This window comes from Rhodococcus sp. 14C212, from assembly GCF_011058195.1.
GTDB classification, from domain to species: Bacteria; Actinomycetota; Actinomycetes; order Mycobacteriales; family Mycobacteriaceae; genus Rhodococcus; species Rhodococcus aetherivorans.
In genome coordinates this window covers 117,060-141,741 of sequence record NZ_JAALEH010000005.1, presented here as the reverse complement: position 1 = coordinate 141,741, position 24,682 = coordinate 117,060, and the positions used below count along the sequence as shown (strand labels likewise).

Sequence of the window (24,682 nt, the reverse complement as noted above, 5' to 3'; positions counted from 1 at the left end):
CCCTGCCTCGTCGCCGTCGAACGGTTCGGCGGCCGGGGAGATTCTACGACCGGCGCAGCACCGCCCGGAGCGCGCCGGCGCCCAGGGCGCCGACGAACGTGCCGACGTTGTAATGGTCGTCCCAGACCGCGATCTTCCCGTCGCGCAGTTCGAAGGTGCCGCACACCCAGAACCGGGCGGAGACGGGGCCGAGGCGCATGACGTCGGTGCGCTCGGTGAGCACCACGTTTCCGGTCGCGGCGATGTGGTGGATGGTGACGTCGAAGCCCAGCGACGGCCGCCGCAGGCCCTCGAGGATGCGCCGCACGCGGGGCAGGCCCCGCACGGTCGGCAGCGACGTGTTGTGCCAGGCGATGTCCGGGTCGACGAGGGCGACGGCGCGCTCGACGTCCTCGGCGACCATCGCGTCGAGGAACTCGCGGACGACGGCGACGGACTTCTCGTCCACGGAGGTGTGCGGCTCGGTCATGACGCTCCTGTTCGGGTGAAGGTTCCCAGGCCGTTCTCGTTCCAGTACTCGAACGTGACGCCGTCGGGAGTGAAGGTGGCAGTGGAGATCGTCCCGTCCGGGGCGTTCTCACCGCCCTCGACCGGGAAGGTGAACACGTCGCCGTCCCAGTGGTCGAGCCGGTAGGTCTGCCCGGCGGGACCGATGGTGAGCACCAGTGTGCCGTCGCGATCGTCGATCCGCGCGGGACCGTAGTACTCGCTGGTGTAGGCGCCGGTGTACTGCCCGAGCGGACGGGCCGGGGTGGGGTTCGTCGGGGCGGTGCGTCCGACGAGCGAGCCCTTCGGGTCGTCGAACGTGGCGAAGCGCTGCTCGTACAGGTCGATCCAGTCCTCCCGGATCTCCCCGAACTGCACGAGATCGGTGAACTCGGCGGCGAGGGTTTCCGGCACGCCGATCGGGGCGGCGTTGGTGAGCGCGACGATCGCGACGTCCGCCGACGGCAGCGCCGTGAACGCGGTCGCGGCGCCCAGCGAGAACGCCCCGGAATGGCTCAGCGTCACCCGCCCGGCCGGGCTCGTGCCCACGTTGAACCCGTACCCGTAGAACCCCGCCCGGCTGTCGACGGTGCCCGGCGGGCTCGACACGGCCTGCGGGGACACCGCCGGCAGCAGGGCGTCCGCGTCGACGATGCGCCGGCCCTGGTACTCGCCGTCGCCGAGCAGCATGGTCAGCCACCGCGCGACGTCGGTGACCGAGGCGCTCACCCCGCCGGCCGGGGACTGGGCGTCGGGATCGCGGACGGCGCGCGCGACGTAGTCGCCGTCGACGAGCTGATGACCCACGGCCCGGTTGGGCCGGGTCTCGTAGTCCTCGAATCGTGAACTGGTGGAAGTCATTCCGAGGGGGTCATACAGCACTCGCTGCGACAGGTCCGCCCAGTCGGCCCCGGACGCGTCGGCCACCGCCTGCGCCGCGGCCGTGAGCCCGAAGTTGGTGTACTCGTAAGAATCCCGGAACGGCCCGAGCGGCAGCAGGCGGAACCGGTCGAACACCTGCTCGCGGTCGAAACCGAGGTCCTCGAGCTCGTCGCCGGCGTGGTCGGGAAGCCCGGAGCGATGGGCGTAGAGATCGCCGACGGTCACGCGGCCCGTCACGTACGGGTCCGCGAGGGCGAAGCCCGGCAGGCGTTCGATTACCGGGGTGTCCCAGCCGATCACGCCCTCGCCGACCTGGTGTGCGACGACGGTGGCGCCGAGCGGCTTCGACATCGAGGCCAGCTGGAAGACGGTGTCCGCGTCCACGGCGGCGTCGCGGCCGGCCTCGCGCACACCGAACCCCTTCGCGTACACGATCTCCCCGCGGTGCACGACCGCGACGGCCATCCCGGGGATGGCGGTCCGGTCCATCAGTTCGCGTGCGAGGTCGTCGAGGCGGGCGACGGCGTCGTCGACCTGCCCGTCCGGGATGTCGACGCCGGCGACCTGCGGGGGAGAAAGGGCCTGTCCTCCCGGTGAGGGCGGCGGCGAGGACGCCGGCGAGTCGGCGGTGTCGACCGAGACGCAGGCGGCCGACAAGGTCGCCACGAGAGCGAGGGCGGCGCCGATCCGGCGACGACGGGGTGCGCGCATGTCACGGCCTTTCTCGTCCGTCGCATGGTAAGCCCTGCGCCCGTGGCGCGGAAGCGTTCTGTTCCGCGTCACGGACGCCGGTGCCGGCGTCGGCCGCCGCTTGCAGCCTCGTTCGCCGATCGTTGTCCGACTGTGACGAGGGGAGCGGGGCGGGGTCGTCGAACCGCCGCACCCGGCACGACCTGCGCCGATGCCGCGATCGCTGCGGAGCGCGGACGGGTCCCGGCTGCGCGGTCCGGTCCGGCGCGCGAAAACCGCGGAGGGTGAACTCGGATTCCCGGTCAGTGACGAGCGCCCGATCCCGGACGGCCTGGAGAGCGAGTTCGAGATGGGCACCATCACCTACGTCGCGGGTGCGACGCAGGTGATCCCGCGGTAACCCGTCCCGATGTAGCCCGCGCCGGCTACGGCTGGAACACGAGCCGGCCGACGGTGTGCCCGTCCCCGAGACGGGCCACCCCGTCGGCGACGTCGTCGAGGGAGAGCCGCTCGCTGATCAGCGGTGTGATGGCGCCGTCGTCGGCGAGGCGGCACAGTTCCTCGTGGCAGGCCTCGATCGCGGCACGGTTGTACTGCCGATACAGGCCCCAGTGCAGGCCGATGATCGAGTAGTTCTTGATGAGCGCGTGGTTCAGCGCCGGTTGCGGGATGGTGCCCCCGGCGAACCCGATCACCAGGATGCGGCCCTCGAACGCGATGCACTTGGTGGAGCGGTTGTACGAGTCGCCGCCGACGGGGTCGTAGATCACGTCCGCACCGCGGCCGGCGGTGACGTCCTTGACGACGTCGACGAAGTCCTCCCGGTGCCGGTCGACGACGACGTCGGCGCCGAGAGCCCGGCAGTAGTCGGCCTTCTCGGCGCCGCCGACGACACCGATCACGGTGGCCCCGGCGGCCTTGCCGAGTTGCACTGCGGCACTGCCGACCCCACCGGCGGCGGCGTGCACGAGCAGCGTCTCCCCGGCCCGCAACTGCGTGCGGCGGTGCAGGGCGAACCACGACGTCTGGTATCCGATCGACAGCGCCGACGCCTCGGCGTCGTCGAGGGACGCCGGGGCACGGTAGGCGTCCTCCTCCGGAACCACGGCGAGCTCGGCGAATCCGCCGAAGGGGAACTCGGGATTGCCGATGATCCGGTCGCCGACGGCGAAGCGGGTGACGCCCTCGCCGACCGCGACGACGGTCCCGGCGAGTTCGACGCCCGGCGTGAAGGGCAGTTCCGGCTTCAGCTGGTACTGCCCGCGGCACAGCAGCACGTCGGGGAAGTTGGCCGGTGCCGCGGCGACGCGCACGACGAGCCGTCCGGGCCCCGCCCCGGGGTCGGGGACGTCCATCAGCTGCAGCGCTTCCTTGGGCTCGCCCACTTCGTGAATTCGCCAGGCCTTCATAGGGTTACCTTTCGCTCGAGTTCGGTGCGCGGAGGTGCGTTCAGCGGGCGGCGACGCCGGCCTCTGCTGCGGCGGCGGTGCCGAGCATTGCGCCACCGTCGACGACGAGGGTCTCGCCGGTGATCCAGCTCGCCGCGTCGGAGGCGAGGAAGGCCACCGCCGAGGCGATGTCGGCCGGCTCGCCGATCCTGCCGAGCGGCAGGGCCGCGTCGAGCCGGTCCTCGTGGTCCTTCCACAGTGCCTCGGCGAGGCGGGTGCGCACGACGCCCGGGGCGACGGCGTTGACCCGCACCCGCGGCGCCAGTTCCAGGGCGAGCTGGCGGGTGAGGTGGATCAGCGCCGCCTTCGAGGCGTTGTAGAGGCCGATGTTCGCCTCGGGTGCCATCCCGCCGACGGAGGCGGTGTTGACGACCGCGCCCCCGTGCTCGCCCATCCACTCCTGTACGGCCAGGGAGGTCCACAGCACCGGACCCCACAGGTTGACGTCGAAGGTCTTGGCGAACCGGGCGTGGTCCTGGGCGATCACCGGGCCGAACGCGGGGTTGGTGCCGGCGTTGTTGACCAGGATGTCCAGGCGCCCGAACCGCTCGACGGTGAGCTCGACGCACCGCCGGGCCGCGTCCTCGTCGACCGCGTGCGCGCCCACGCCGAGTGCGGTGCCCCGCACCCCGGCCGCGGTGACCTGCGCGGCCGCGGCGTCGGCCGCGTCCTGCTTGCGGGAGGTGAGCACCACGTTCGCGCCGGCCGCCGCGAGGTCCCGGGCGACGGCCAGGCCGATGCCGCGGGAGGCGCCGGTGACGATCGCGGTGCGGCCGGTCAGATCGAGTCCGGTCATGGGTCAGCCCACCGTCACCTTGTGGCCGTTGACCGACGGGGCGCCGGCGGGAGCGGTGCGGTACTTGCGCAGCTCGGCGACGGCGATGGAGCGCTTGTGCACCTCGTCGGGGCCGTCGGCGAGGCGCAGCGTGCGCATGTGTGCGTACATCATCGCCAGCGGGAAGTCGTCGGTGACGCCGCCGCCACCGTGCACCTGGATGGCGCGGTCGATGATCTTCAGCGCCATCGTCGGGGCGGCGACCTTGATGGCCGCGATCTCCATGCGTGCCTGCTTGTTGCCGACGGTGTCCATCAGGTGCGCCGCCTTCAGCGTGAGCAGGCGGGTCATTTCGATCTCGATGCGGGCCTCGGCGATCCAGTCCTGGATGTTGGCGCGCTCGCTGAGGGGCTGACCGAACGTCACCCGGCTCGCCGCGCGCCGGCACATGAGCTCGAGGGCCCGTTCGGCCATGCCGATGGCGCGCATGCAGTGGTGGATGCGTCCGGGCCCGAGCCGGGCCTGGCTGATCGCGAAGCCCTCGCCCTCGCCCGCGAGGACGTCCTTGCTCGGCACCCGCACGTTCTCGAAGGTGATCTCGGCGTGGCCCTCGCGGTCGGCGTACCCGAAGACCGGCAGGTTGCGCACCACTGTCACGCCGGGGGCGTCGATCGGCACGACCATCATCGACTGCTGGCGGTGCGGGGCGGCGGTGGGATCGGTCTTGCCCATCACGATGAGCACCCGGCAGTTCTTGTGCATCGCGTTGGAGGCGAACCACTTTCGCCCGTTGAGGACGTACTCGTCGCCGTCCCGGACCATGGACAGCTCGATGTTGGTGGCGTCGGAGCTGGCGACGGCGGGTTCGGTCATCGCGAACGCCGAGGCCATCGTGCCCTCGAGCAGCGGTCGCAGGTACTTCTCCTTGTGCTCATCGGTCCCGAAGAGGGTGAGCACCTCCATGTTGCCGGTGTCGGGGGCGTTGCAGTTGCACGCCTCGGAGGCGATGTGACTGCGTCCCATGACCTCGGCGAGGGGTGCGTACTCGAGGTTGGTCAGGCCCGGGCCCCACTCGGGATGGGGGTGGAAGAGGTTCCACAGGCCGCGCCGGCGGGCCTCGGCCTTGAGCTCCTCGAGGATCGGGGGCTGGAAGTGCGGGTCCCCGGAGGCGCGCATCTGCTCCTCGTACACCGCCTCGGCGGGGTAGACGTGCTCGTCCATGAAGGCGAGCAGGGTGTCGCGGTACTGCACGGTGCGCTCGGACATTTCGTAGACCGACATGGTCACTCCTGGCGGAAGGGGGGCAGGGCTGGGATCGCCCGTCGTCGAAGGCGGTGCGTCGCGAAGAGGGTGGTGACGGACGTCTCCCTCTCTGTATAGTTGAACGCGGTTTCAACTTCAAGTTTCGATTCGGCGCGAGTCGTTCCGGCCGCGCGGAGAGGAAGCATCCATGACCGACGACATCACCACCCTGCCCGTGCGTCCCACGGGCCTCGACGACCTCCAGGCCCTGGTGGGACGGGATATCGGGCCGACGGACTGGGTGCCGGTCACCCAGGAACTCGTGAACGCCTTCGCCGAGGTCACCGACGACCACCAGTGGATCCACGTCGACCCCGAGCGCGCCGCGACGAGTCCTCTGGGCACGACGATCGCGCACGGTCTGCTCGTGCTCTCGCTGGGGCCGGGACTGTCCTACAAGCTCATGAGCTTCGACGGGTTCGCCCACGGGCTCAACTACGGCTACGACAAGGTGCGCTTCGTCTCGCCGCTACCGGTGGGCTCCCGCATCCGGATGCGCATGCAGGTTCTCGGGGCCGAGGCCGCCGGCGGCGGCATCCAGATCCGGACGCTGCAGACGTTCGAGCGCGAGGGGCAGGAGAAGCCGGTCGCGGTGGCCGAGTCGCTCGCCCGCGTCGTCGCCTGAGCGGAATACGGCAAAGATGCTGCCGGCCTCCACGAGTGATCGTGGAGGCCGGCAGCACCCCTTCCGGTTACCGTGCGTGGGCGATGCCCGGGACGGCCTTCGGGTCGCGGCGCACCGCGGCGGGGTTGGTCTCCTTCAGCACCCACGCCGAGAACAGCGTGAGTGCACCCATCAGCGCCACGAACACCGAGACCCACGTCGTCGTGCCGGTGTTGGCGATCAGGGCGGTCATGATGAACGGCGTGCCACCGCTGACGGTGACGGCGGCGAGCTGGTAGGCGAGCGACGCGCCCGAGAGCCGGACGTTCGGTTCGAAGAGCTCACCCAGGTACGCCGCCAGCGGGCCGTACGTCATGGACTGGAAGATGGAGCCGATCGTGACGGCCACCGCGAACAATGCGAGATTCGCGGTGTTGACGAGCCAGAAGTAGGGGAATGCCCACAGCACGAGCGCCGCGGCCCCGATCATGATCATCGGCCGGCGGCCGACGCGGTCGGATATCCACCCCGACCACAGGATGAAGCCGAGGCCCACCAGCGAGCTGGCCAGCGACACGGCCAGGATCGAGTTGCGGTTCATGCCGAGTTCGGTGGTGCCGTAACTCAGGACGCCGGCGATGCTGATGTAGAACAGCGAGTTCGTCGCGGCGAGCAGGCCGCAGCCCAGCAGGATCTTGCGCCAGTGGGTACGGATCGCCTCGGCCAGCGGGGCCTGGACGACCTGCTGCTCGGGCCGAGTGGCTGCGACTTCGGCCTGCAGTTCCCGGAATTCGGGGGTGTCCTCCACCTTGGTCTGGATGTAGAGGACGACGGGGAACAGCGCCGCGCTGGCGAGGAACGGGATCCGCCAGCCCCAGTCGAGGAACACCTCGTTCGGCATCGCGGCCGTCGCCGTCAGGAAGGCGACGTTGCCCAGGATGACGCCGCACGGCACACCCATCTGCCCGAACGTGCCGGCGAAGCCGCGCCGCTTGGGATCCGCGGACTCGGTGAGCAGCAGGACGATTCCGCCCCACTGTCCGCCGCAGGCGATGCCCTGCAGGAAGCGCAGCGTCACCAGGAGGATGGGGGCGAGGACGCCGATGGAGGCGGCGGAGGGCAGGCAGCCGATGAGGAACGTCGCCAGGCCCATGAGCAGCAGGGAGACCACGACGACAGGTTTGCGGCCGTAGCGGTCACCGAAGTGGCCGGCTACGAGTCCGCCGATGGGACGGGCCACGAAGCCTGCCCAGAAGGTGCTGAAGGACAACAGCGTTCCCATCAGGGGTGAGCTGTCGGGGAAGAACACGTGCGGGAAGACCAGCGCCGCGGCGGTGCCGTAGAGAAAGAAGTCGTACCACTCGATCGAGCTGCCGATGAGCCCGGCGGCGAGCAGCTTACGATGAGCGCGCGTGTGGTGCGACGTGCCGGCGGGCGCGGTGCCGGTCGGACTCACGGATGACGATGTCACAGATCAATTCCTCCGGTCGGACGGGCCGAGAAACAGCACTCAAACATGAATTCGGGTTCAGGCTGTGGTGCTAGTCTGGGGCATCGGCCATGTGATGTCAATCACGAGCCGGCCTCCCCCCAAAATGTCACTCGACGAAGGGAAACCAGTCATGGCCAGTGTTCTCGACCCCGTCCTCGCCCATGCGGACGCGGCGCCGGAACGCATCGCCCTGCGCACGCAGGACGGGCAGCGAAGCTATCGCCGGCTTCGCGACGACGCGCTGCGCTACGGCGCACTGCTCCGCGGTCGCGGCGTCACCACCGGCGACCGGGTGCTCCTGCTCGCCCCGTCGGTACCGGAATTCGTCGTGGCCTATCTCGGCATCCAGGCGGTCGGCGCCGTGGTGGTCCCCGTGAACACCATGTCGACCGCGGCCGAGCTGCGCTATACGCTCGGGGACTCGCGGGCCGTGCTCGCGATCGCTTGGCACGGCGCCGCCGCCTCGGTGGCCGAGGCTGCGGAGGGGCTCGGCGTGCCGTGGCTGCCGCTGGAGCCGGGCGCCGCGGCCGACGGAGATCCCGTCGACCCCGTCGACCGTGCCGACGACGACATCGCGGCGGTGCTGTACACGTCGGGCACCACCGGCCGCCCCAAGGGCGCTCAGCTCACCGTCTCGAATCTGCTGTCCGCGGGCCGCATTTCGTGCGCATTGTCCGGATCGGGACCCGAGGACCGCGTGGGGACCGGATTGCCGTTGTTCCACATCTTCGGCCAGGCCTCGGTGATGATGTCGGCGTTCACGGCCGGATCCTCCCTGTCCCTACTGTCCCCGTTCGACCCGGCGGCGATGCTCGATCTCGTGGTCCGGGATCGGCTGACGGTGGTGTGCGGGGTGCCGACCATGTGGAACGCCATGTTGCATGCCGAATCGCCCTACGGCCCTGCGGATTTCGATGGTCTTCGGCTGGCGGTCTCGGGGGGAGCGTCGCTTCCGGGTGAGGTGGCCCGCGACTTCGAGCAGCGCTTCGGCTGCACCATCCGGGAGGGCTACGGCCTGACGGAGACCACGGCCATGGCGACCTTCTCGTGGGGGGACGTCCCGGCGCGCATCGGGTACAGCGGAACCGCGGCCCCGGACATCGAGGTCGAGGTATACGGGCCGGACGGCGCTCCGTGCGGGGCCGGCGAGGTGGGCGAGGTGTTCGTCCGCGGACCCGTCGTCATGGCCGGCTACTGGCAGCGACCGGCCGACACCGCGGCCGTGCTCGACGAGCAGGGCTGGTTCCGCACCGGCGACCTCGGAGAGTTCGACGAGCAGGGCCGGTTGCGCATCGTCGACCGGGTCAAGGACCTCGTCATCCGCGGCGGCTACAACGTGTACCCGAGCGAGGTGGAGGAGGTGCTCTACGAGCATCCCGACGTCGTCGAGGCCGCCGTGGTGGGCGTGCCGGACCGGCACTACGGCGAGGAGATCGCCGCGGTGGTCGTGCTGCGCGACGGCGCCGGTGCCGACGCCGAGGACGTCGTGCGGTGGTGCCGGGAGCGGTTGTCCGCCTACAAGGCACCCCGCATCGTCCGCTTCGTCGACGCACTGCCGAAGGGGGCGTCCGGGAAGATCCTCAAGCGGGCCATCGACCGGGACGAGCTGTCCCGGTTCGTCGTACGCCGCTCCGAGTCGGCGGTGTGATCCGTGCCGTCCGCTGCCCGGGTGCCATGCCCGGCAGCGGACGGCGTCCGGGCTCAGTACGTGTCGCGGCGTTCGAAGATCTCGCGCGGGTTGTCGATCAGCATCCGGTCGAGGTCCGCCTCGCTCGCCCCGGCCTCCCGCAACGCGGGCAGCACGTCGTTGTGCAGGTGCATGTAGCTCCACCGCGGCGTCGCCACGGCGAGCATCTGCGGATCGAGCCAGTCGTTGAGGGTGGCGTAGTCCTGCGACAGCAGCATCCGGCCGGCGTAGCCGCGCTCGACGAGGGTCGCGATGGTCTTCACCCGCTGCTCGAAGCCGAGGTAGACGTCGACGCCGCAGCGGTCCATGCCGATGTACGACCCGGCGTCCATCAGCGACGTGAGGTAGCCGATGTCGTCGGAATCGCCGCTGTGGCCGACGATCACCCGGGAGAGGTCGACACCCTCCTCGGTGAACAGTCGCTGCATCACCCGCCCCGACTCGGAGTGGGCGTGGGTGTGCACGGTGATCGGCACGCCGGTGCGGCGGTGGGCGACCGCCACGGCCCGGGCCGTGCGCTCGACGCCTGCGCTCAGGCCCGGGGCGTCGATGGCGCACTTGAGCATTCCGGCGCGCACGCCGGAATCGAGGATGCCCTCCTCGATGTCGCGGACGAAGAAGTCCACCAAGGGTTCCGGGCCGCCGAACAGGGTGTCGGGGCCGCGGTAGTGGAAGTAGTGCGGCAGGTCCATGTAGGTGTAGAGACCGGTCGCCACGACGATGTTCATGTCGGTGGCCTCGGCGACCCGCCGGATCAGGTCGATGTTGCGGCCCGTGCCGACCACGGTGAGGTCGACGAACGTGTCGAAGCCGGCCGCGTGCACCTCCCTGACGCGGTCGATCGCCTCGGCGACCGCCGCGTCGAGGTCGACGCCGATGTCCCAGTTGCCGTGCAGTTCGGGGGAGAGGATGAACAGGTGCTCGTGCATCAGCGTCCGGCCGAGGCTGCCGCTGTCGACGGTGCCGGTGACGGTGGGGACGGTGGTCATGGCGTCTCGCTTCCTGAAGACCTGAATTGGAATTCAGCTTCATATGAGACCATGATGAGACGCCTGTCACAAGGCCCCACCCGGCGCCGAGCGCAGTCAGTCCTGCGGCTCGACCCGCGTCATCGCCAGCACGTCGAGCCGCCGGTCCAGCTCATCCTCGCTCAGGCCGTCGCCGATCAGGCCCCGGTCGATCACCGCCTGCCGGATCGTCTTCTTCTCCCGCAGCGCCTCCTTCGCGACGGCGGCGGCCTCCTCGTACCCGATCGCCGAGTTCAGCGGCGTCACGATCGACGGCGACGACTCCGCCAGGGTGCGCAGGTGCTCGGTGTTCGCCACGAGACCGTCGACGCACCGCTCGGCGAACAGGCGCGAGACGTTGGCCAGCAGGCGCAGCGACTCGAGCAGGTTGCGGGCCATCATCGGGATGTACACGTTGAGCTCGAACGCGCCCGCGGCGCCGCCCCACGCCACGGCCGCGTCGTTGCCCACGACCTGCGCCGCCACCTGGGTCACCGCCTCCGGCAGCACGGGGTTCACCTTGCCCGGCATGATCGAGCTGCCCGGCTGCAGGTCCGGCAGCTGGATCTCGGCGAGACCCGTCAGCGGACCCGACCCCATCCACCGGATGTCGTTGGCGATCTTCGTCAGCGAGACCGCGATGGTCCGTAGCGCCCCGGACGCCTCGACCAGACCGTCGCGCGCGGCCTGCGCCTCGAAACTGTTCTTCGCCGGCGTCAGCGCCTCCACCCCCGTCGCGCGCACCAGTTCGGCGACGACGCGGGGACCGAACCCCTCGGGGGCATTCAGGCCCGTGCCGACGGCGGTGCCCCCGATGGCGAGCTCGCCGAGCCGCGGCAGCGTCGCCTGCACCCGTTCGATGCCGGCCTCGATCTGCCGGGCGTAGCCCCCGAACTCCTGCCCGAGCGTGACCGGCACGGCGTCCATCAGGTGGGTCCGGCCGGACTTGACGACCCGCTTCCACTCCTCCGCCTTCGCGGCGAGGGAGGCCCGGAGCTGGTCGAGGGCCGGGATGAGATCCTTCACCGCCGCCTCGGTGGCGGCGACGTGCGTCGCGGTGGGGAAGGTGTCGTTCGACGACTGAGACATGTTGACGTGGTCGTTGGGGTGCACCGTCACCCCGCGCTGAGCGGCGACGCTCGCGATGACCTCGTTGGCGTTCATGTTCGAGCTGGTGCCCGACCCGGTCTGGAACACGTCGATGGGGAACTGGTCGTCGTGCAGGCCCTCGGCGATCTCGGTGGCGGCGGCGACGATCGCGTCGGCCTTCTCCGCGTCGAGCAGGCCCAGGTCCTGGTTGACCCGGGCGCACGCCGCCTTGAGCAGGCCCATCGCGCGGATCTGGGTGCGTTCGAGGCCGCGGCCGGAGATCGGGAAGTTCTCCACGGCCCGCTGGGTCTGAGCGCGCCACAGGGCGTCGGCCGGGACCCGGACCTCACCCATGGTGTCGTGTTCGATTCGGAACTGCTGCTCGGGATTTTCGGCCATGGCTTCACAGTAGGCGGCTCGCGCCGCGGTGGCGCCCCTTCGGACCGGCGGAGATCCGAAAGGACACCACGACCGCGAAGCGGCTCACGGCATGGGAGGAACGGCCCCCGCGACGCCGTGGAAATCGATCGACGTGAACTCGCTGAGCTTCTTCAGACGGTGGTACGCCTCGACCATCCGGACGGTGCCGGACTTGCTGCGCATCACGATCGACTGCGTCGTCGCGCCGCCGCCGTAGTAGCGGACGCCCTTGACCAGCTCGCCGTCGGTGACGCCGGTCGCGCAGAAGAAGATGTTCTCGCCCTTGACCAGGTCCGTGGTGGTCAGCACGCGGCCCGGCTCGTGGCCCGCGTCGATCGCCTTCTGTCGCTCCGCGTCGTCCTTCGGGGCCAGCCGGCCCTGCAACGCGCCACCCATGCAGCGCATCGCGGCCGCGGCGATGATGCCCTCCGGGGTGCCGCCGATGCCGAGCAGCATGTCGACCCCCGAACCCGGGCGCGCCGCGGCGATCGCGCCGGCGACGTCACCGTCGGAGATCAGGCGGATGCGCGCGCCGGTCGCGCGCACATCGCTGATGAGCTGCGCGTGCCGGGGACGGTCGAGGATCGTGACGGTGATGTCGGAGATCTCCGAGTGCTTCGCCTTCGCGACCCGGCTGATGTTCTCGGCGACCGGGGCGGTGATGTCGATGACGTCCGCAGCCTCCGGGCCGACGGCGATCTTGTCCATGTAGAACACGGCGGACGGGTCGAACATGGCGCCGCGCTCGGCGACGGCGAGCACCGCGATGGAGCCGGGTGCACCCTTCGCCATCAGGGTGGTGCCGTCGATCGGGTCGACCGCCACGTCGCACAGCGGGCCGTCGCCGTTGCCGACCTCCTCGCCGTTGTAGAGCATGGGCGCCTCGTCCTTCTCGCCCTCACCGATCACGACGACGCCGCGCATCGACACCGAGCTGACCATGTGACGCATGGCGTCGACGGCGGCGCCGTCGCCGCCTTCCTTGTCACCGCGGCCGACCCAGCGGCCCGCAGCCATCGCCGCGGCCTCGGTGACACGCACCAGCTCGAGGGCGAGATTGCGGTCCGGGGCCTGGCGGCGGGTCGGGGTGCTGGCCGTCATGGGCTACTGCCTCCTGATGCAGTCGGTCGACGCGGACGCCGACGCGGGACGGCCGCCGAGGGGACAGCCGCCGGGTTCCGATGGTTTCGAGTGGTAATTCTCTCATCACCGCCCCGTGAGCGGGGCTCGGACCCGGCCACGTGCGGGTATCGGTGCGGACGGCTGTCAGACTGGAAGGGTGGCCTCCCAGAAACCCCGCATTCTCCACGACACGCGCGACATGGCGTGGTCGCTGATCCCGCTTCTGCTGATCATGGTCGTCGTGGCCGCGATCGCCAGCCAATGCTCCTTCAGCCCCGGTGGCCCCACGGCGGGGCCCGTGCCCAGCTTCGACGTCGACGCCGGCCTGAAGTACGACGCCCGGGAGCTGGACTTCCCGATCCGGCAGCCGAAGGTGCCCGAGGACTGGCAGGCCAACTCCGGCAGCCGCAGCATCATCACCGGCGGACAGGGCGGCGACTCGAGCACCGTCGGATTCATCACCCCGGCCGGCCGGTACGTGCGGTTCACCCAGTCGAACGCGGGGGAGGACGAGCTGGTGCGGTTCGTCGCCGGGGAGCCGCGCACCGCGACGGGGGCGCAGAGCCTCGCCGGCCGCGACTGGGTGGTCTACGGCGGCGAGGGCGTCGAACCGCTGTGGGTGTCCGACTTCGGCGATGTCCGGATCCTCATCGGCGGCTCCGGCGACGAGGCCGAGTTCCGCGAGCTGGCGACCGCCGCCGGGGCGGCCGAACCGCTGCAGCCCTAGCAGCCGCGCCGCTCATTCCTCGTCGGCGTGCGACAGCGCGGTCTCCACGCGTTGCCGGGCGCCGGCGAGATGCTCCTCGCAGCGCCGCGCGAGCGCCTCGCCCCGCTCCCACAGCGCCAGCGAATCGTCCAGGTCCAAGCCACCCTGTTCGAGCATCTTGACCACGTTGACCAGTTCGTCGCGCGCACGTTCGTAGCCGAACTCCGCCACGTCGCCGTTCGGGCCGCTCGCGGGCGTGTCGTTCGTCTCGCTCATCCGTTCCTCGTCACTTCTCTCGTCCGATGACCGCGGCGCGCAGCGCACCGTCGGTGACCCGTACCCGCAGCTGGGTGCCGGGCGGTGCGTCGCCGGCCCACCGCAGCACCTCCGGATCCCCGTCGGGGACCACCCGCTGGACCACCGCGTAGCCGCGGGCGAGGGTGGCGGCGGGACCGAGGGTCGCGAGCCGCGCGCCGAGGTGCTCGATCCGGGCGGCCTCGGCGTCGATGGCGCGGGCCACGTCGCGACGGGCGCACTGCCGCAGCCGCTCGATCTCCTCGCTTCGCCCGTCGACGGTGCGCAGCGGGTCTGCGAGCACCGGCCGGCTGCGCAACTGCTCGATCACGTGTTCCTCCCGGCGCACCCAGTTGCGCAGCGCCGCCGCCGACCGCGTTCGCAGCTCGTCCACCAGGTCCTGTTCGGCCACCGCGTCCGGCACGATCCGTTTGGCGGCGTCGGTGGGGGTCGCCGCCCGCAGGTCGGCGACGTGGTCGGACAGCGGGCTGTCCGGTTCGTGCCCGACGGCGCTGACCACCGGCGTCGTGCACCGGACGATTGCGCGGCACAACGCCTCGTCCGAGAACGGCAGCAGGTCCTCCACGCTGCCGCCGCCGCGTGCGAGCACGATCACGTCGACGGCCGGGTCGGCGTCGAGTTCCTCGAGCGCGTCCAGGATCTGCGGGACGGCGGTGGGCCCTTGGACGGCGGTGTTGCGGATCTCGAAACGGACGGCCGGCCATCGGCGCTGCGCGACGCTGAGCACGTCCCGCTCGGCGGCGCTCGCGCGCCCGGTGATCAGACCGATCCGCTGCGGCAGGAACGGCAGGGGTCGCTTCAGCCGAGGGTCGAACAGTCCCTCCGCCGCGAGCAGCGCGCGCAGCCGCTCGATCCGAGCGAGGAGTTCGCCGATGCCGACGGCGCGGATCTCGGTGACCCGCAGGGCGAGGGTGCCGCGGCCGGTCCAGAACGACAGCTTGCCGAACATCACCACCCGGCTGCCCTCGGTGAGCGGCACGGGCGAGTTCTGCACCAGTTGCGGCGAGCACGTCACCGACAGCGACATGTCCGCCGACGGATCCCGCAACGTGAGGAAGGCGGTGCGGGTGCCGGGACGGACGTTGAGCTGGGTGATCTGTCCCTCGACCCAGACCGAGCCGAGCCGGTCGATCCAGCCGGCGACCTTCTGCGAGACGGTCCGGACCGGCCACGGATGCTCCGCGGAGTTGGACGGGGTGGCCGTGGGCGCGGAGGTCACTTGGTGCTTGCGTTCGCGATCCGGTTGGACAGCATGGTCTCGAACGGGTCGCGTGCGCGCGTGGCGCTCTCGTACTCGAGCAGCGCCCGCAGGTCCTCGACCGACAGGGTGCGCATCCGGGCCCGCAGCTGCGCCAGGGTCAGCGACGGGTAGTCGAGCAGTTCGACGATCTCGGGAACCTCGGACCCTGCCGCGCTCTCGGCGGCCGTCTTCTTCGCCGTCTTCTTCGCGGGAGCTTTCGCGGCTACTCCTCCGGCCGCGTCGCCGCCGCCGACGGCGGTCTTGCCGGCGCTGATCTTTGCGGCGGTGGACTCGGCGGGCGACCCGGTCCCGGGGGCGCCGGATCCGGCGGTCTCCGTCTCGGTGGCCGCGGACTTGCCTGCCTTCGGGGCGGCGGTCATCGGCACCGCGGCCTCCGCGGCGGGCGGCATCGAGTAGAGCGCGAACCGTCCCGGAGCCGCGGCGGTCGACACCTCGCCAGTGCCCGCCGACGCCTCGAGATCGTCGTCGAAGGTGGCCCACGACGGCTCCTCGGCGGGGGGTGCGCCGAGCAGCTCGAACAGCTGGTCACCCTTGATGGCGAGCGACGTCATCGTCTGCTGGATCCGCATCGTTGTCTGAAGGATCTGGCTGACCGTGGTCATCGGCAGCGCGACCGCGGTGGACGGCAGCTTGAGGGTCTCTTCGTACGCGGTGACGGCCAGCCCGGCCGCCACCCGCGCCATGAACGGTGGACGGATCATGAGAAACAGACTGCCTCACGTGCCGCTCGATTGGTAGCCGAGGAGGGCCGACCCCGCGAACGGCCCGTACCCTGGAGGCATGTCTGCGCCCGTTCCCCTCGAAGTCGGAATCACTCGGTCGGCCGGTTCACCGGCCACCGGCAAGCGCGTCCTGCTCGCCGAGCCGCGCGGGTACTGCGCCGGCGTCGACCGGGCCGTCGAAACGGTGGAGAAGGCACTCGAGAAGCACGGTGCCCCGATCTACGTCCGCAAGGAGATCGTCCACAACCGTCACGTGGTCGAGACCCTCGCCGAGCGTGGCGTGGTCTTCGTCGACGAGACCGACCAGGTGCCTGCGGGCGCGGTGCTGGTGTTCTCGGCGCACGGTGTCTCGCCCGCGGTGCACGCCTCCGCCGCCGAACGCAACCTGCGCACCATCGATGCCACGTGCCCGCTGGTGACGAAGGTGCACCAGGAGGCCAAGCGCTTCGCCCGCGACGACTTCGACATCCTGCTCATCGGTCACGAGGGCCACGAGGAGGTGGAAGGCACCGCCGGCGAAGCCCCCGACCACGTCCAGCTCGTCGACGGGCCCGACGCGGTCGACCGGGTCACCGTGCGCGACGAGGCCAAGGTGATCTGGCTGTCGCAGACCACCCTCAGCGTCGACGAGACCATGGAGACGGTCCAGCGGCTGCGCGAGAAGTTCCCCCTGCTGCAGGACCCCCCGAGCGACGACATCTGCTACGCCACCCAGAACCGCCAGGTGGCGGTCAAGGCGATGGCCCCCGAATGCGACCTCGTCATCGTCGTGGGCTCGCGCAACTCGTCGAACTCGGTGCGGCTCGTGGAGGTGGCGCTGGGCGCCGGTGCCCGAGCCGCGCATCTCGTCGACTATGCCCGCGAGGTCGACCCGGCCTGGCTCGAGGGTGTGCAGACCGTGGGGATCACCTCGGGCGCATCGGTGCCGGAGGTTCTGGTGCGCGGCGTGATCGACCTGCTCGCCGAGCACGGCTTCGCCGACGTGCAGTCGGTGACCACGGCCAACGAGACCCTGGTGTTCGCGCTGCCCCGGGAACTGCGTTCCGCGCGGCGCGCCTGATCCGGCGTTCCGCGCGGCGCGTCTGATCCGGCGCGCTCAGTCCTCGTACCGGTCCCGGTAGCGCACCCGGGGCCGCCGGTATTCCGGGGTCTCCGGAACCGGGGACTGCCTGCGGGGCGGTGGGGGAACATCGCCGCGCTCGTAGGGACGGTCGGTGCGGGTCCGGTCGTCGCTGCGACGGTCGTATTCCCGGCGGGCCTCGGCGGCCCGTCGCGGTGCCGGTTCGCTGCGCCGCGGCCGGTCGGCGACGTCACGGACCGCGGCCGGTTCGGTTGCGCCGCGACGAACCGCGTCCGGGGCAGGGGCGGTGGTGCGGCGCCGCACCACCGGGTTGTCGCGTGTGTCCGCCACCTGCCGGACGCTGGCCTTGGTGGAGGCGGGCGGCCGGGGGGCCGGGCGGCCGCGGCGGCCCCGCGCCGGCTTCGCCGGCACGGAGGTGTCGCGGTCCTGCTGCGGGGCACCCGACGGGGCCTTTGCCGCGCGTGCGCTCCTCCTGGCCGCTCGGGTCCTGTCCGCTCGGGCCGGAGCCGGCACCGGCGGCCGGCTCAGGAAGATCCGCAGACCGCCGACGACCAGGACCGCCACCGTGGCGGTGAGCATCACCGGGAACCGGTTCACCAGCGGATACGCCACGTTGAGCGCCAGATCCTTCAGGCCACCGCCGCCGGATTCGACGAGGAACTCCTGTGCGATCGGGACGGCGACGAGGAGCAGCAGCGGCGGCTGCGCCATCGCGGTGAACAGCGCCCGGTGCTGCACGGCCGCCACCGCCGCGATGCATCCGAGCACGTAGAACGCGGAGAATGCCGAGCCGAGCTCGTCACCGCGTGCCGCATCGATGAGGAAGCCGAGCAGGGTCGAGCCCGCCGCGACGAGGATCGCGCCCCACCACGGGACGCCAGGCACAGTGGGCGCCACCGACCGCATGTCGAGCGGCACCGCCGAGCGAGCACGTTGCGTTGCAGACACATGTCGACACTAGACCCATCGGGTCAACTTGCTTCGTCGACAGGACCGCCGGACTCGGAGATATCCGTCGGAGTCGTGCGGCGCGGCCACGCGTCGACCGGTCGCACCTCCGGATGCTCGCCGTCGAAGATCTCCAGCTCGCTCAGCTTCCGCGCCGTGACCGCCACCCGGGACTCCATCGACGCGACGGTCAGGTTGAACGAGTCGACGGCCTTGCCCAGCTGGGATCCGAGCCGATCGAGGTGCCCGCCGACGACCCCGATCCGCTGATACAGCTCCCGGCCGAGCTGGTGGATCGTCGCGGCCTCCTTCGACAGGGCCTCCTGCCGCCAGGTGTGCGCGATGGTGCGCAGCAGCGCGACGAGGGTGGTGGGGGTGGCCAGGATCACGTTCCGGGCGAACGCGTACTCGAGCAGCTCCGAATCCGCGGCCAGCGCCGCATCGAGGAACGGGTCGCCGGGGACGAACAGCACCACGAACTCGGGCGTCGGATCGAACGACTCCCAGTAGGCCTTCGCCGAGAGCTGATCGACATGCGTGCGCACCTGGCGGGCGTGCCGCACCAGGTGCTGGTCCCGACGGGCCACGTCCTCCTCCTGGGCGGCGTCGAGATAGGCGGCGAACGGCACCTTCGCATCCACGACGATCTGCTTGCCGCCGGCGAGATACACCAGCAGATCCGGGCGCACCCCGTCCTTGGCGACCTGGGTGTCGAAGTCGCAGTGCCGCACCATCCCGGCGAGCTCGACCACGCGTTCGAGCTGGATCTCGCCCCACCGTCCACGCACCTGCGGGGCGCGCAGGGCCGTCACCAGCTGCTGCGTCTGCGTCGAGAGCAGCTGCGAGGCGCGGTGCATGCCCTCGACCTGCTCGGTCAGGCCGGCGTAGGCGTGCACCCGGTTCCGCTCGACGTGCTCCACCTGCCGTGCGAGCGCTCCCACCGCCTCCTGCAACGGCCCGACGAGACGGGAGACCTGCTCGCCGATCGCACCGGAATGCCGGCGGGCGGAATCCTCGCTCACGGCACCGAGCGCCTGCCGCAGTTGTGCTTCGTTCTCGCGCAGGGCCGCGAGCTGGGCCTCCGCCCGCGCGGCGCGGTCGCCGCTGCGCGCGGCGTGCAGCAACCAGCCGACAACCGCGCCGAGTGCGAGGGCGGCGAGCAACGCGAGTGCCGTGAGTGCCGTCATGATGCGCATGATGCCCGAGACGACCGACACGCTCACCCGGACCGGGAAATGTCGTGTCGGTGCGCTGCTCTACGGTCTGACGGCATGCGGATCCTGCACACTTCGGACTGGCACATCGGCCGCACCTTCCACGGCGTGGACCTGTTGTCCGACCAGGCGCAGGCGCTCGCCGCCCTCGCCGACCTCGTCGCCGAGCGGCGGGTCGACGTGGTGGTGGTGGCCGGCGACGTCTACGACCGTTCCATCCCGAGTGCGGATGCCGTCGCGGTGTGCAATGCGGGACTCGAGGCGATCCGCGGGGCCGGCGCCGTCATCGTCGCGACGTCCGGCAATCACGACTCGCCCGTCCGTCTCGGCGCCGGCGCGGCGTTCGCCGCCGAGGGGGGGCTGCACCTGATCACCCGGGTCTCCCAGATCGACCGGCCCGTCCTGCTCGAGGACGCCCACGGCACCGTCGCCTGCTACGGCATTCCCTATCTGGAGCCGGAGATCACCCGCGCCGAGCTGGGGGTCCCCGAGGCCCGCTCGCACGCGGAGATTCTCGGGGTGGCGATGGACCGGGTCCGCGCCGACGCGCGCGCCCGTGGCGTCCGCGCCGTGGTGCTCGCCCACGCCTTCGTCGTCGGCGCCGAGGCCGCCGGCTCCGAACGGTCGATCTCGGTCGGCGGTGTCGAAACCGTCCCGGCGTCGGCGTTCGACGGCGTCGACTACGTCGCGCTCGGTCACCTCCACTCCCCGCAGACCGTCGCCGAGCACGTCCGTTACTCGGGCTCGCCGCTGCCGTACTCGTTCGGCGAGCGCACCCACCGCAAGGCCGCGTGGCTCGTCGATCTGGACGCGACCGGGCGGGCGGGCGTCGAGCGCGTCGACCTGCCGGTCGTGCGGGGCCTGAGCCGTCTCACCGGCGTCCTCGACGATCTGCTCACCGACGACGCGCACGCCGCGGCGGAGGACCACTACGTCTCGGCCGTTCTCACCGACGCCGTGCGCCCCCTCGACGCGATGCGTCGGCTGCAGTCCCGTTTCCCCCGGGCCGTCCACGTCGAGTGGGAACCGCCCGTCGCGACCTCGACCGTCACCTACCGGCAGAAGGTGCGCGGCCGGACCGACCTCGACGTCACCCGCGGATTCCTCGCCGACGTGCGGTCCGATCCGTCGGAGCGGGAGCTGCGCTGGGTTCAGCAGGCACTGCGTGACGTCGACCGCGCCGCGGGCGTCGGGACCGAGCAGACCGTCGCACCGGGGGAGGCGTCCGCGTGAGGCTGCACCAGCTGGAGGTCACCGCGTTCGGGCCGTTCGCCGACACCGTGCGGGTGGACTTCGACGAGCTCGGCGCGGACGGGCTGTTCCTGCTGCACGGCCGCACCGGCGCCGGCAAGACCTCCATCCTCGACGCGGTGGCGTTCGCTCTCTACGGCACGGTGCCCGGGGCCCGCGCCGACGGACGCCGGCTGCTGTCGGACCACGCCCCCGCCGGCACCGCACCGCAGGTGAGTCTCGAGGCGACCATCGCGGGCCGGCGGCTGCGGATCGTGCGCAGCCCCGACTACGAGCGCCCGAAGCTGCGCGGGACCGGGACCGTCAAGCAGAACGCCAAGGCGAGCCTGACCTGGCTCGACGGCTCGGGCGAGCATCTCTCGCGGCTGCCCGACATCGGGGACGCCGTCCGGCGCCTGCTCGGGATGAGCGCCGAGCAGTTCTTCCAGGTGGTGCTGCTGCCGCAGGGCGAGTTCGCGAAGTTCCTGCGCGCCGACAGCGAGGACCGCGGCAAGCTGCTCGAGCGGCTGTTCGACACCACGCGATTCGGCTCCGTCGAGCGCTGGTTCAAGGACCGCCGCAGCGGCGCCGCCAGACGCCTCGAAGAACAGCAACGCGCCGTCGACCTGCTGCTCGCCAAGGTCAGCGCCGCGGCCGGCCTCGAGGCCGGCGCCGACGCCGAACCGGTCGTGTGGGCGCACCGGCTGCGCGACGACGCCGCCGAGAGCCGCGATCTTGCGCTCGCAGCGCTCGACGTCGCGCGCGCCGACGACACCCGCACCCGGGCCGCCCTCGCGGAGGCGACCGAGCTGCGACGGTGCCAGGAACGACGCGCCCGCGCGTCGGCCGAACTCGCCGACCTCGACGCCGCGGCCGGCGAGCTGCAGACCCTGTCCACGGAACTCGAGACGGCCCGGCGGGCGGCGCCGGTCGTCGACGTCGCCCGCGACGCGCGCCGCGCCGCGGAGGCCGCCGCCGCCGCACACGCCGCCGCGGAGGCCGCGGCCGCCCCGCTCGCCGCCGACGGGGAGGGGCAGGCCCTCGTCGCGGAGCTCGACGGTTCCCCCGCCGACACCGACCGCGCTCTGATCCGCCCCCACGAACAGCGTTGGTCGGCGGAGGTGGTCCGCCTCGATGACCTCCTCGACCAGGAGCAGCGCCTGATCCGGCTCGAGGCCGACCGCGTCGCCCTGCAGCAGCAGCGGCGCGACCTGGCCGCGCGCGCCGAGCGGATTGCCGCGGAACTGGAGGAACTTCCGGGCCGCCGCGATGCCGCGGAGGACGCCGCGCGCCGGTCCGAGCAGGCCGCGGCCACCCTGCCCCGGCTCGAGGCCGAACTGGGGCGGGCCACCGACGCCCTCGCGGCCGCCACCGAACTCGAGGATCGGGCCCCACAGCTGCAACTCCTCGAGGACGAGGTCGTCGCCCTGCGCGACGCACACCACGAGGCCCGCACCGCCCTGCTCGACGTGCGCGAGCGCCGCATCGCCGGGATGGCCGCCGAGCTGGCCACCGATCTGGTCGACGGGCGCCCGTGCGTGGTGTGCGGAGCCACGGCGCACCCGAACCCGGCCCGGCCGGCCTCGGACACCGCGACCAAGGCGGACGAGGACGCCGCCCGGGAGGCCGAGCAGCGAGCCGCCGCGGAACTGACGCGGGCGCAGGCGGCGGTCGCGGACGCGGCCAACACCGTCGCGGTGCTGCGGCAGCGCTGCGGTGACGCCGGTCTCGACACACTCACCGACATGCGGGCCGCGGCCGCCGCCACCCACGCCGCGACGGCGGCCACCGCCGCCGAACGCGAGCGCCATCGCGGCGAGATCACCCGGCTGCGCGGGCTCGACGCGGACCTGCGCGAGCAGGCGCACGCGGTGAACGTCGAAGCCGCTCAGGCCGCGCACCGCGAGGAGAGCGCCGCGGCAGAGGCCGACGAGATCCGCACCCGCATCACCACGGCGGCCGGTGCCGAGGACTCCCTCGCCGCACGCCGGCGTCGGATCGCGGCGCTCGCCGGCGCCGCGGCGAACCTGCTCGACGCCCGGGTGCGGGCCGCGAACGCCGCGACGATCGCTCGCGAGCGGGCCCAGGAGGCGACGGCCGCCGCCGAACGGGCCGGGTTCGCGAGCATCGAGCAGGCACTTTCGGCGGTGCGTCCCGATTCGCGCCTCCGCGAGATCGAGCAGGCCCAGCGTGCGGCGGCGGACCGGCGTGCGGCCGCGCAGGCCGTGCTCGACGACCCGGACACCGCCCGGGTCGGCGACGACCCGGTGGACCTGACGGAACCGGAGGCGGCGGTCACCCGGAGCGCGGCCGCGCTGGCCGCGGCGGTATCCGCGGCCTCCGAGGCCGAGCGGCGCCACGCCGACATCGAGAAGTTCGCGGCGCGCCTCGAAGAGGAGTACGCGAAGCTGGTGCCGCTGCGGGACGAGCAGGCCGAACTCGCGGCGCTCGCCGACGTCGTCGCGGGCACCGGGCAGAACACGCGCAAGATGTCGCTGCGCTCGTACGTTCTGGCGGCTCGCCTCGAGGAGGTGGCCGAGTCGGCCTCGGCGCGGCTGCGGCGCATGTCCGGCGGCCGCTACGAGTTCGTGCACTCCGATGCCGCGGGGACGCACGGCAGGCGCGGCGGCCTCGGCCTCGACATCCACGACGAGTACACCGGTGTGGTGCGGTCGACGAAGACCCTCTCGGGCGGCGAGTCGTTCCAGGCGTCGCTGGCGCTGGCCCTCGGGCTCGCGGACGTCGTCGCCGCCGAATCCGGGGGACTGGTGCTCGACACGATGTTCATCGACGAGGGGTTCGGCACGCTCGACGCCGACGCGCTGGACGCGGTGATGGGGGTGCTCGACGAGCTACGCGCCGGCGGCCGCGTCGTCGGCGTGGTCAGCCACGTCGACGAGATGCGCCAGCGCATCCCCAGCCGCCTGCACGTCGTGCGCGGCCGCACCGGCTCCACGGTGGAGATCGCGAGCTGAGCCCCGCCGATCAGGCCGGGCCCGGCTCGGCCGCCGCCGGTCCCGGCGGCAGCGCCGGTGTCTCCTCCTCGGCGGTCTCGGGCTCCTCCGGCGCAGCGCTGCGTTCGTCGATCTGTTCGCCGACGTAGCGGAGCACCACCGCGGCGACGGCCGCGACGGGGACGGCGAGGAACGCGCCGACGATCCCGAACAGCGACGCTCCGGCGGTGACGGCGAGCAGCACCACCACCGCGTGCAGGTGCATGCTGCGTGACTGCAGCACGGGCTGCAGCACGTTCCCTTCGAGCTGCTGCACCGCGATGATGATGACGAGCACGATGATCGCGGTGGTCAGGCCGTTCGCGACCAGCGCCACGAGGACGGCGAGCGCTCCGGCGACGAAGGCACCGACGATCGGTATGAACCCGCCGATGAAGGTGAGGATCGCGAGCACGGGCGCCAGGGGCACCCCGAGGATGACCAACCCCAGGCCGATGAAGAACGCGTCGATGAAGCTGACGAGCGCCTGGGTGCGGATGAAACCGCCGAGGGTGTTCCACATCCGGATCAGCACCTCCTCGAGGTGCCGCCCGGCGCGACCGCCGCCGACGGCGTGCACCCACGGGATGAACCGCGGGCCGTCCTTGATGAAGAAGAACACCAGGACGAGTACCAGACCGATCATCACCAGCAGGGAACCGGCCGTGCTGACACCGGTGAACACGCCGCTGGCGATGGTCGCGCCGCTCTCCTGGACCTTGTCGATCACCACCTGCGTCGCGTTCTCGAGCTGCTCGTCCTTCAGATTGACCGGGGGGCCCTGCACCCAGTCCAGCACCTTGTTGATGCCGTCGGTGGTCTTGTTCGCAAGCTCCGGTGCCTGCGCCACCACCGACGGGACGATGCCGGCGATGATGCCGCCGAGAATCGCGAAGAACAGGAACAGGGTCAGGCCCGCCGCGGCCGCCGGCGGCACGCCGCGCTTCATCATGCCGCGGGTGGGCGGCCACAGCATCGTGGCGACGACGATCGCCAGCGCCACGGGCAGGACGATCACCCACATCTTTTCGATGATCCAGCCGATGACCAGTGCGGCCGCCGCGATCACGACCAACGCCGCCGACCACTTCGCCAGCGTCAACCCGCCGGAGGCGATCAGCGTGGTGCGGTCCGGTTTCGGTGCCGGTGGCTTCCGCTCGGTGCTCTGCACATCGCTCAACGGACGGTCCTTCCGATGCTCTCGACGA

The 24,682-nt window shown here is 71.6% G+C and carries 22 protein-coding genes; 7 read left to right on the top strand and 15 right to left on the bottom strand.

The features are described from left to right. Positions 1 to 43 precede the first annotated feature (43 nt). Both G6038_RS04515 and G6038_RS04510 read right to left on the bottom strand, forming a co-directional pair. Complete coding sequence (locus G6038_RS04515) at positions 44 to 469, bottom strand: limonene-1,2-epoxide hydrolase family protein (protein WP_165036120.1); 426 nt, start codon at positions 467 to 469, stop codon at positions 44 to 46. Then, the gene (locus G6038_RS04510) at positions 466 to 2,079 is read right to left on the bottom strand and encodes a serine hydrolase (protein WP_165036119.1); all 1,614 of its coding nucleotides are present in this window, start codon (positions 2,077 to 2,079) and stop codon (positions 466 to 468) included. Before G6038_RS04510 ends, G6038_RS04515 begins: the two co-directional genes overlap by 4 nt. Before the next feature lie 190 nt (positions 2,080 to 2,269). Between G6038_RS04510 and G6038_RS31135 the strand changes: the two genes are divergently transcribed. Continuing rightward, positions 2,270 to 2,458 carry a hypothetical protein gene (locus G6038_RS31135; protein WP_240918289.1) on the top strand — a complete coding sequence of 63 codons (189 nt, stop codon included), beginning with the start codon at positions 2,270 to 2,272 and terminating at the stop codon, positions 2,456 to 2,458. Between the two features lie 25 nt (positions 2,459 to 2,483). On the opposite strand, the gene G6038_RS04500 is transcribed toward G6038_RS31135, so the two are convergent. Genes G6038_RS04500 through G6038_RS04490 form a run of 3 tightly spaced genes read right to left on the bottom strand, consistent with a single transcriptional unit; the run spans position 2,484 to position 5,562 of the window. Then, on the bottom strand, positions 2,484 to 3,467 hold the full coding sequence (locus G6038_RS04500; RefSeq protein ID WP_165036118.1) for an NADPH:quinone oxidoreductase family protein: 984 nt from the start codon (positions 3,465 to 3,467) through the stop codon (positions 2,484 to 2,486). A gap of 40 nt (positions 3,468 to 3,507) precedes the next feature. Continuing rightward, positions 3,508 to 4,302 carry an SDR family oxidoreductase gene (locus G6038_RS04495; RefSeq protein WP_165036117.1) on the bottom strand — a complete coding sequence of 265 codons (795 nt, stop codon included), beginning with the start codon at positions 4,300 to 4,302 and terminating at the stop codon, positions 3,508 to 3,510. Between the two features lie 3 nt (positions 4,303 to 4,305). Next, positions 4,306 to 5,562 (bottom strand): acyl-CoA dehydrogenase family protein, encoded by a 1,257-nt coding sequence (locus tag G6038_RS04490; protein WP_165036116.1) that lies wholly within the window; start codon positions 5,560 to 5,562, stop codon positions 4,306 to 4,308. A gap of 169 nt (positions 5,563 to 5,731) precedes the next feature. Here G6038_RS04490 and G6038_RS04485 point away from each other — a divergent pair, with 169 nt between their 5' ends. Beyond that, positions 5,732 to 6,208: a MaoC family dehydratase gene (locus tag G6038_RS04485; RefSeq protein ID WP_029542221.1), complete on the top strand. Its 477-nt coding sequence runs from the start codon at positions 5,732 to 5,734 to the stop codon at positions 6,206 to 6,208. Positions 6,209 to 6,275: 67 nt separating this feature from the next. On the opposite strand, the gene G6038_RS04480 is transcribed toward G6038_RS04485, so the two are convergent. After that, positions 6,276 to 7,658 (bottom strand): MFS transporter, encoded by a 1,383-nt coding sequence (locus G6038_RS04480; RefSeq protein ID WP_165036115.1) that lies wholly within the window; start codon positions 7,656 to 7,658, stop codon positions 6,276 to 6,278. A gap of 151 nt (positions 7,659 to 7,809) precedes the next feature. On the opposite strand from G6038_RS04480, the gene G6038_RS04475 reads away from it, so the two are divergent. Continuing rightward, positions 7,810 to 9,327: an AMP-binding protein gene (locus tag G6038_RS04475; RefSeq protein ID WP_165036114.1), complete on the top strand. Its 1,518-nt coding sequence runs from the start codon at positions 7,810 to 7,812 to the stop codon at positions 9,325 to 9,327. 53 nt (positions 9,328 to 9,380) lie between these two features. On the opposite strand, the gene G6038_RS04470 is transcribed toward G6038_RS04475, so the two are convergent. The 3 genes from G6038_RS04470 to glpX all read right to left on the bottom strand — a co-directional run bounded on the left by G6038_RS04470 (position 9,381) and on the right by glpX (position 12,983). Then, positions 9,381 to 10,355 (bottom strand): phosphotriesterase, encoded by a 975-nt coding sequence (locus tag G6038_RS04470; RefSeq protein ID WP_165036113.1) that lies wholly within the window; start codon positions 10,353 to 10,355, stop codon positions 9,381 to 9,383. A gap of 96 nt (positions 10,356 to 10,451) precedes the next feature. Continuing rightward, positions 10,452 to 11,861, bottom strand: coding sequence for a class II fumarate hydratase (locus tag G6038_RS04465; protein WP_165036112.1), 1,410 nt, complete (start codon positions 11,859 to 11,861; stop codon positions 10,452 to 10,454). An 84-nt stretch (positions 11,862 to 11,945) separates the two neighbouring features. After that, positions 11,946 to 12,983 carry a class II fructose-bisphosphatase gene (gene glpX, locus G6038_RS04460; protein WP_006932905.1) on the bottom strand — a complete coding sequence of 346 codons (1,038 nt, stop codon included), beginning with the start codon at positions 12,981 to 12,983 and terminating at the stop codon, positions 11,946 to 11,948. 178 nt (positions 12,984 to 13,161) lie between these two features. Between glpX and G6038_RS04455 the strand changes: the two genes are divergently transcribed. After that, entirely contained in the window at positions 13,162 to 13,731 is a 570-nt protein-coding gene (locus G6038_RS04455) for a DUF4245 domain-containing protein (RefSeq protein WP_165036111.1), read from the top strand. A gap of 12 nt (positions 13,732 to 13,743) precedes the next feature. On the opposite strand, the gene G6038_RS04450 is transcribed toward G6038_RS04455, so the two are convergent. The 3 genes from G6038_RS04450 to G6038_RS04440 are packed head-to-tail and all read right to left on the bottom strand — an operon-like array spanning position 13,744 to position 15,987. Next, positions 13,744 to 13,986 (bottom strand): exodeoxyribonuclease VII small subunit, encoded by a 243-nt coding sequence (locus G6038_RS04450; RefSeq protein WP_165036110.1) that lies wholly within the window; start codon positions 13,984 to 13,986, stop codon positions 13,744 to 13,746. A 10-nt stretch (positions 13,987 to 13,996) separates the two neighbouring features. Continuing rightward, complete coding sequence (gene xseA, locus G6038_RS04445) at positions 13,997 to 15,244, bottom strand: exodeoxyribonuclease VII large subunit (protein WP_165036109.1); 1,248 nt, start codon at positions 15,242 to 15,244, stop codon at positions 13,997 to 13,999. Next, positions 15,241 to 15,987, bottom strand: coding sequence for a lipid droplet-associated protein (locus G6038_RS04440; RefSeq protein WP_165036108.1), 747 nt, complete (start codon positions 15,985 to 15,987; stop codon positions 15,241 to 15,243). Before G6038_RS04440 ends, xseA begins: the two co-directional genes overlap by 4 nt. Before the next feature lie 79 nt (positions 15,988 to 16,066). Between G6038_RS04440 and G6038_RS04435 the strand changes: the two genes are divergently transcribed. Further along, positions 16,067 to 17,068, top strand: coding sequence for a 4-hydroxy-3-methylbut-2-enyl diphosphate reductase (locus G6038_RS04435; protein ID WP_165036107.1), 1,002 nt, complete (start codon positions 16,067 to 16,069; stop codon positions 17,066 to 17,068). Between the two features lie 36 nt (positions 17,069 to 17,104). On the opposite strand, the gene G6038_RS04430 is transcribed toward G6038_RS04435, so the two are convergent. Then, a complete protein-coding gene (locus G6038_RS04430) occupies positions 17,105 to 18,007 on the bottom strand; it encodes an exosortase/archaeosortase family protein (RefSeq protein ID WP_165036137.1) in 903 nt (300 codons plus the stop codon). A 53-nt stretch (positions 18,008 to 18,060) separates the two neighbouring features. Beyond that, positions 18,061 to 19,224 carry a DNA recombination protein RmuC gene (locus G6038_RS04425; protein WP_165036106.1) on the bottom strand — a complete coding sequence of 388 codons (1,164 nt, stop codon included), beginning with the start codon at positions 19,222 to 19,224 and terminating at the stop codon, positions 18,061 to 18,063. An 84-nt stretch (positions 19,225 to 19,308) separates the two neighbouring features. Here G6038_RS04425 and G6038_RS04420 point away from each other — a divergent pair, with 84 nt between their 5' ends. Both G6038_RS04420 and G6038_RS04415 read left to right on the top strand, forming a co-directional pair. Then, entirely contained in the window at positions 19,309 to 20,484 is a 1,176-nt protein-coding gene (locus G6038_RS04420) for an exonuclease SbcCD subunit D C-terminal domain-containing protein (RefSeq protein ID WP_165036105.1), read from the top strand. Further along, a complete protein-coding gene (locus G6038_RS04415; protein ID WP_165036104.1) occupies positions 20,481 to 23,456 on the top strand; it encodes an SMC family ATPase in 2,976 nt (991 codons plus the stop codon). The genes G6038_RS04420 and G6038_RS04415 overlap by 4 nt, the downstream gene beginning before the upstream one ends. 10 nt (positions 23,457 to 23,466) lie before the next feature. On the opposite strand, the gene G6038_RS04410 is transcribed toward G6038_RS04415, so the two are convergent. Next, on the bottom strand, positions 23,467 to 24,645 hold the full coding sequence (locus G6038_RS04410; RefSeq protein WP_165036136.1) for an AI-2E family transporter: 1,179 nt from the start codon (positions 24,643 to 24,645) through the stop codon (positions 23,467 to 23,469). Positions 24,646 to 24,682 lie beyond the last annotated feature (37 nt).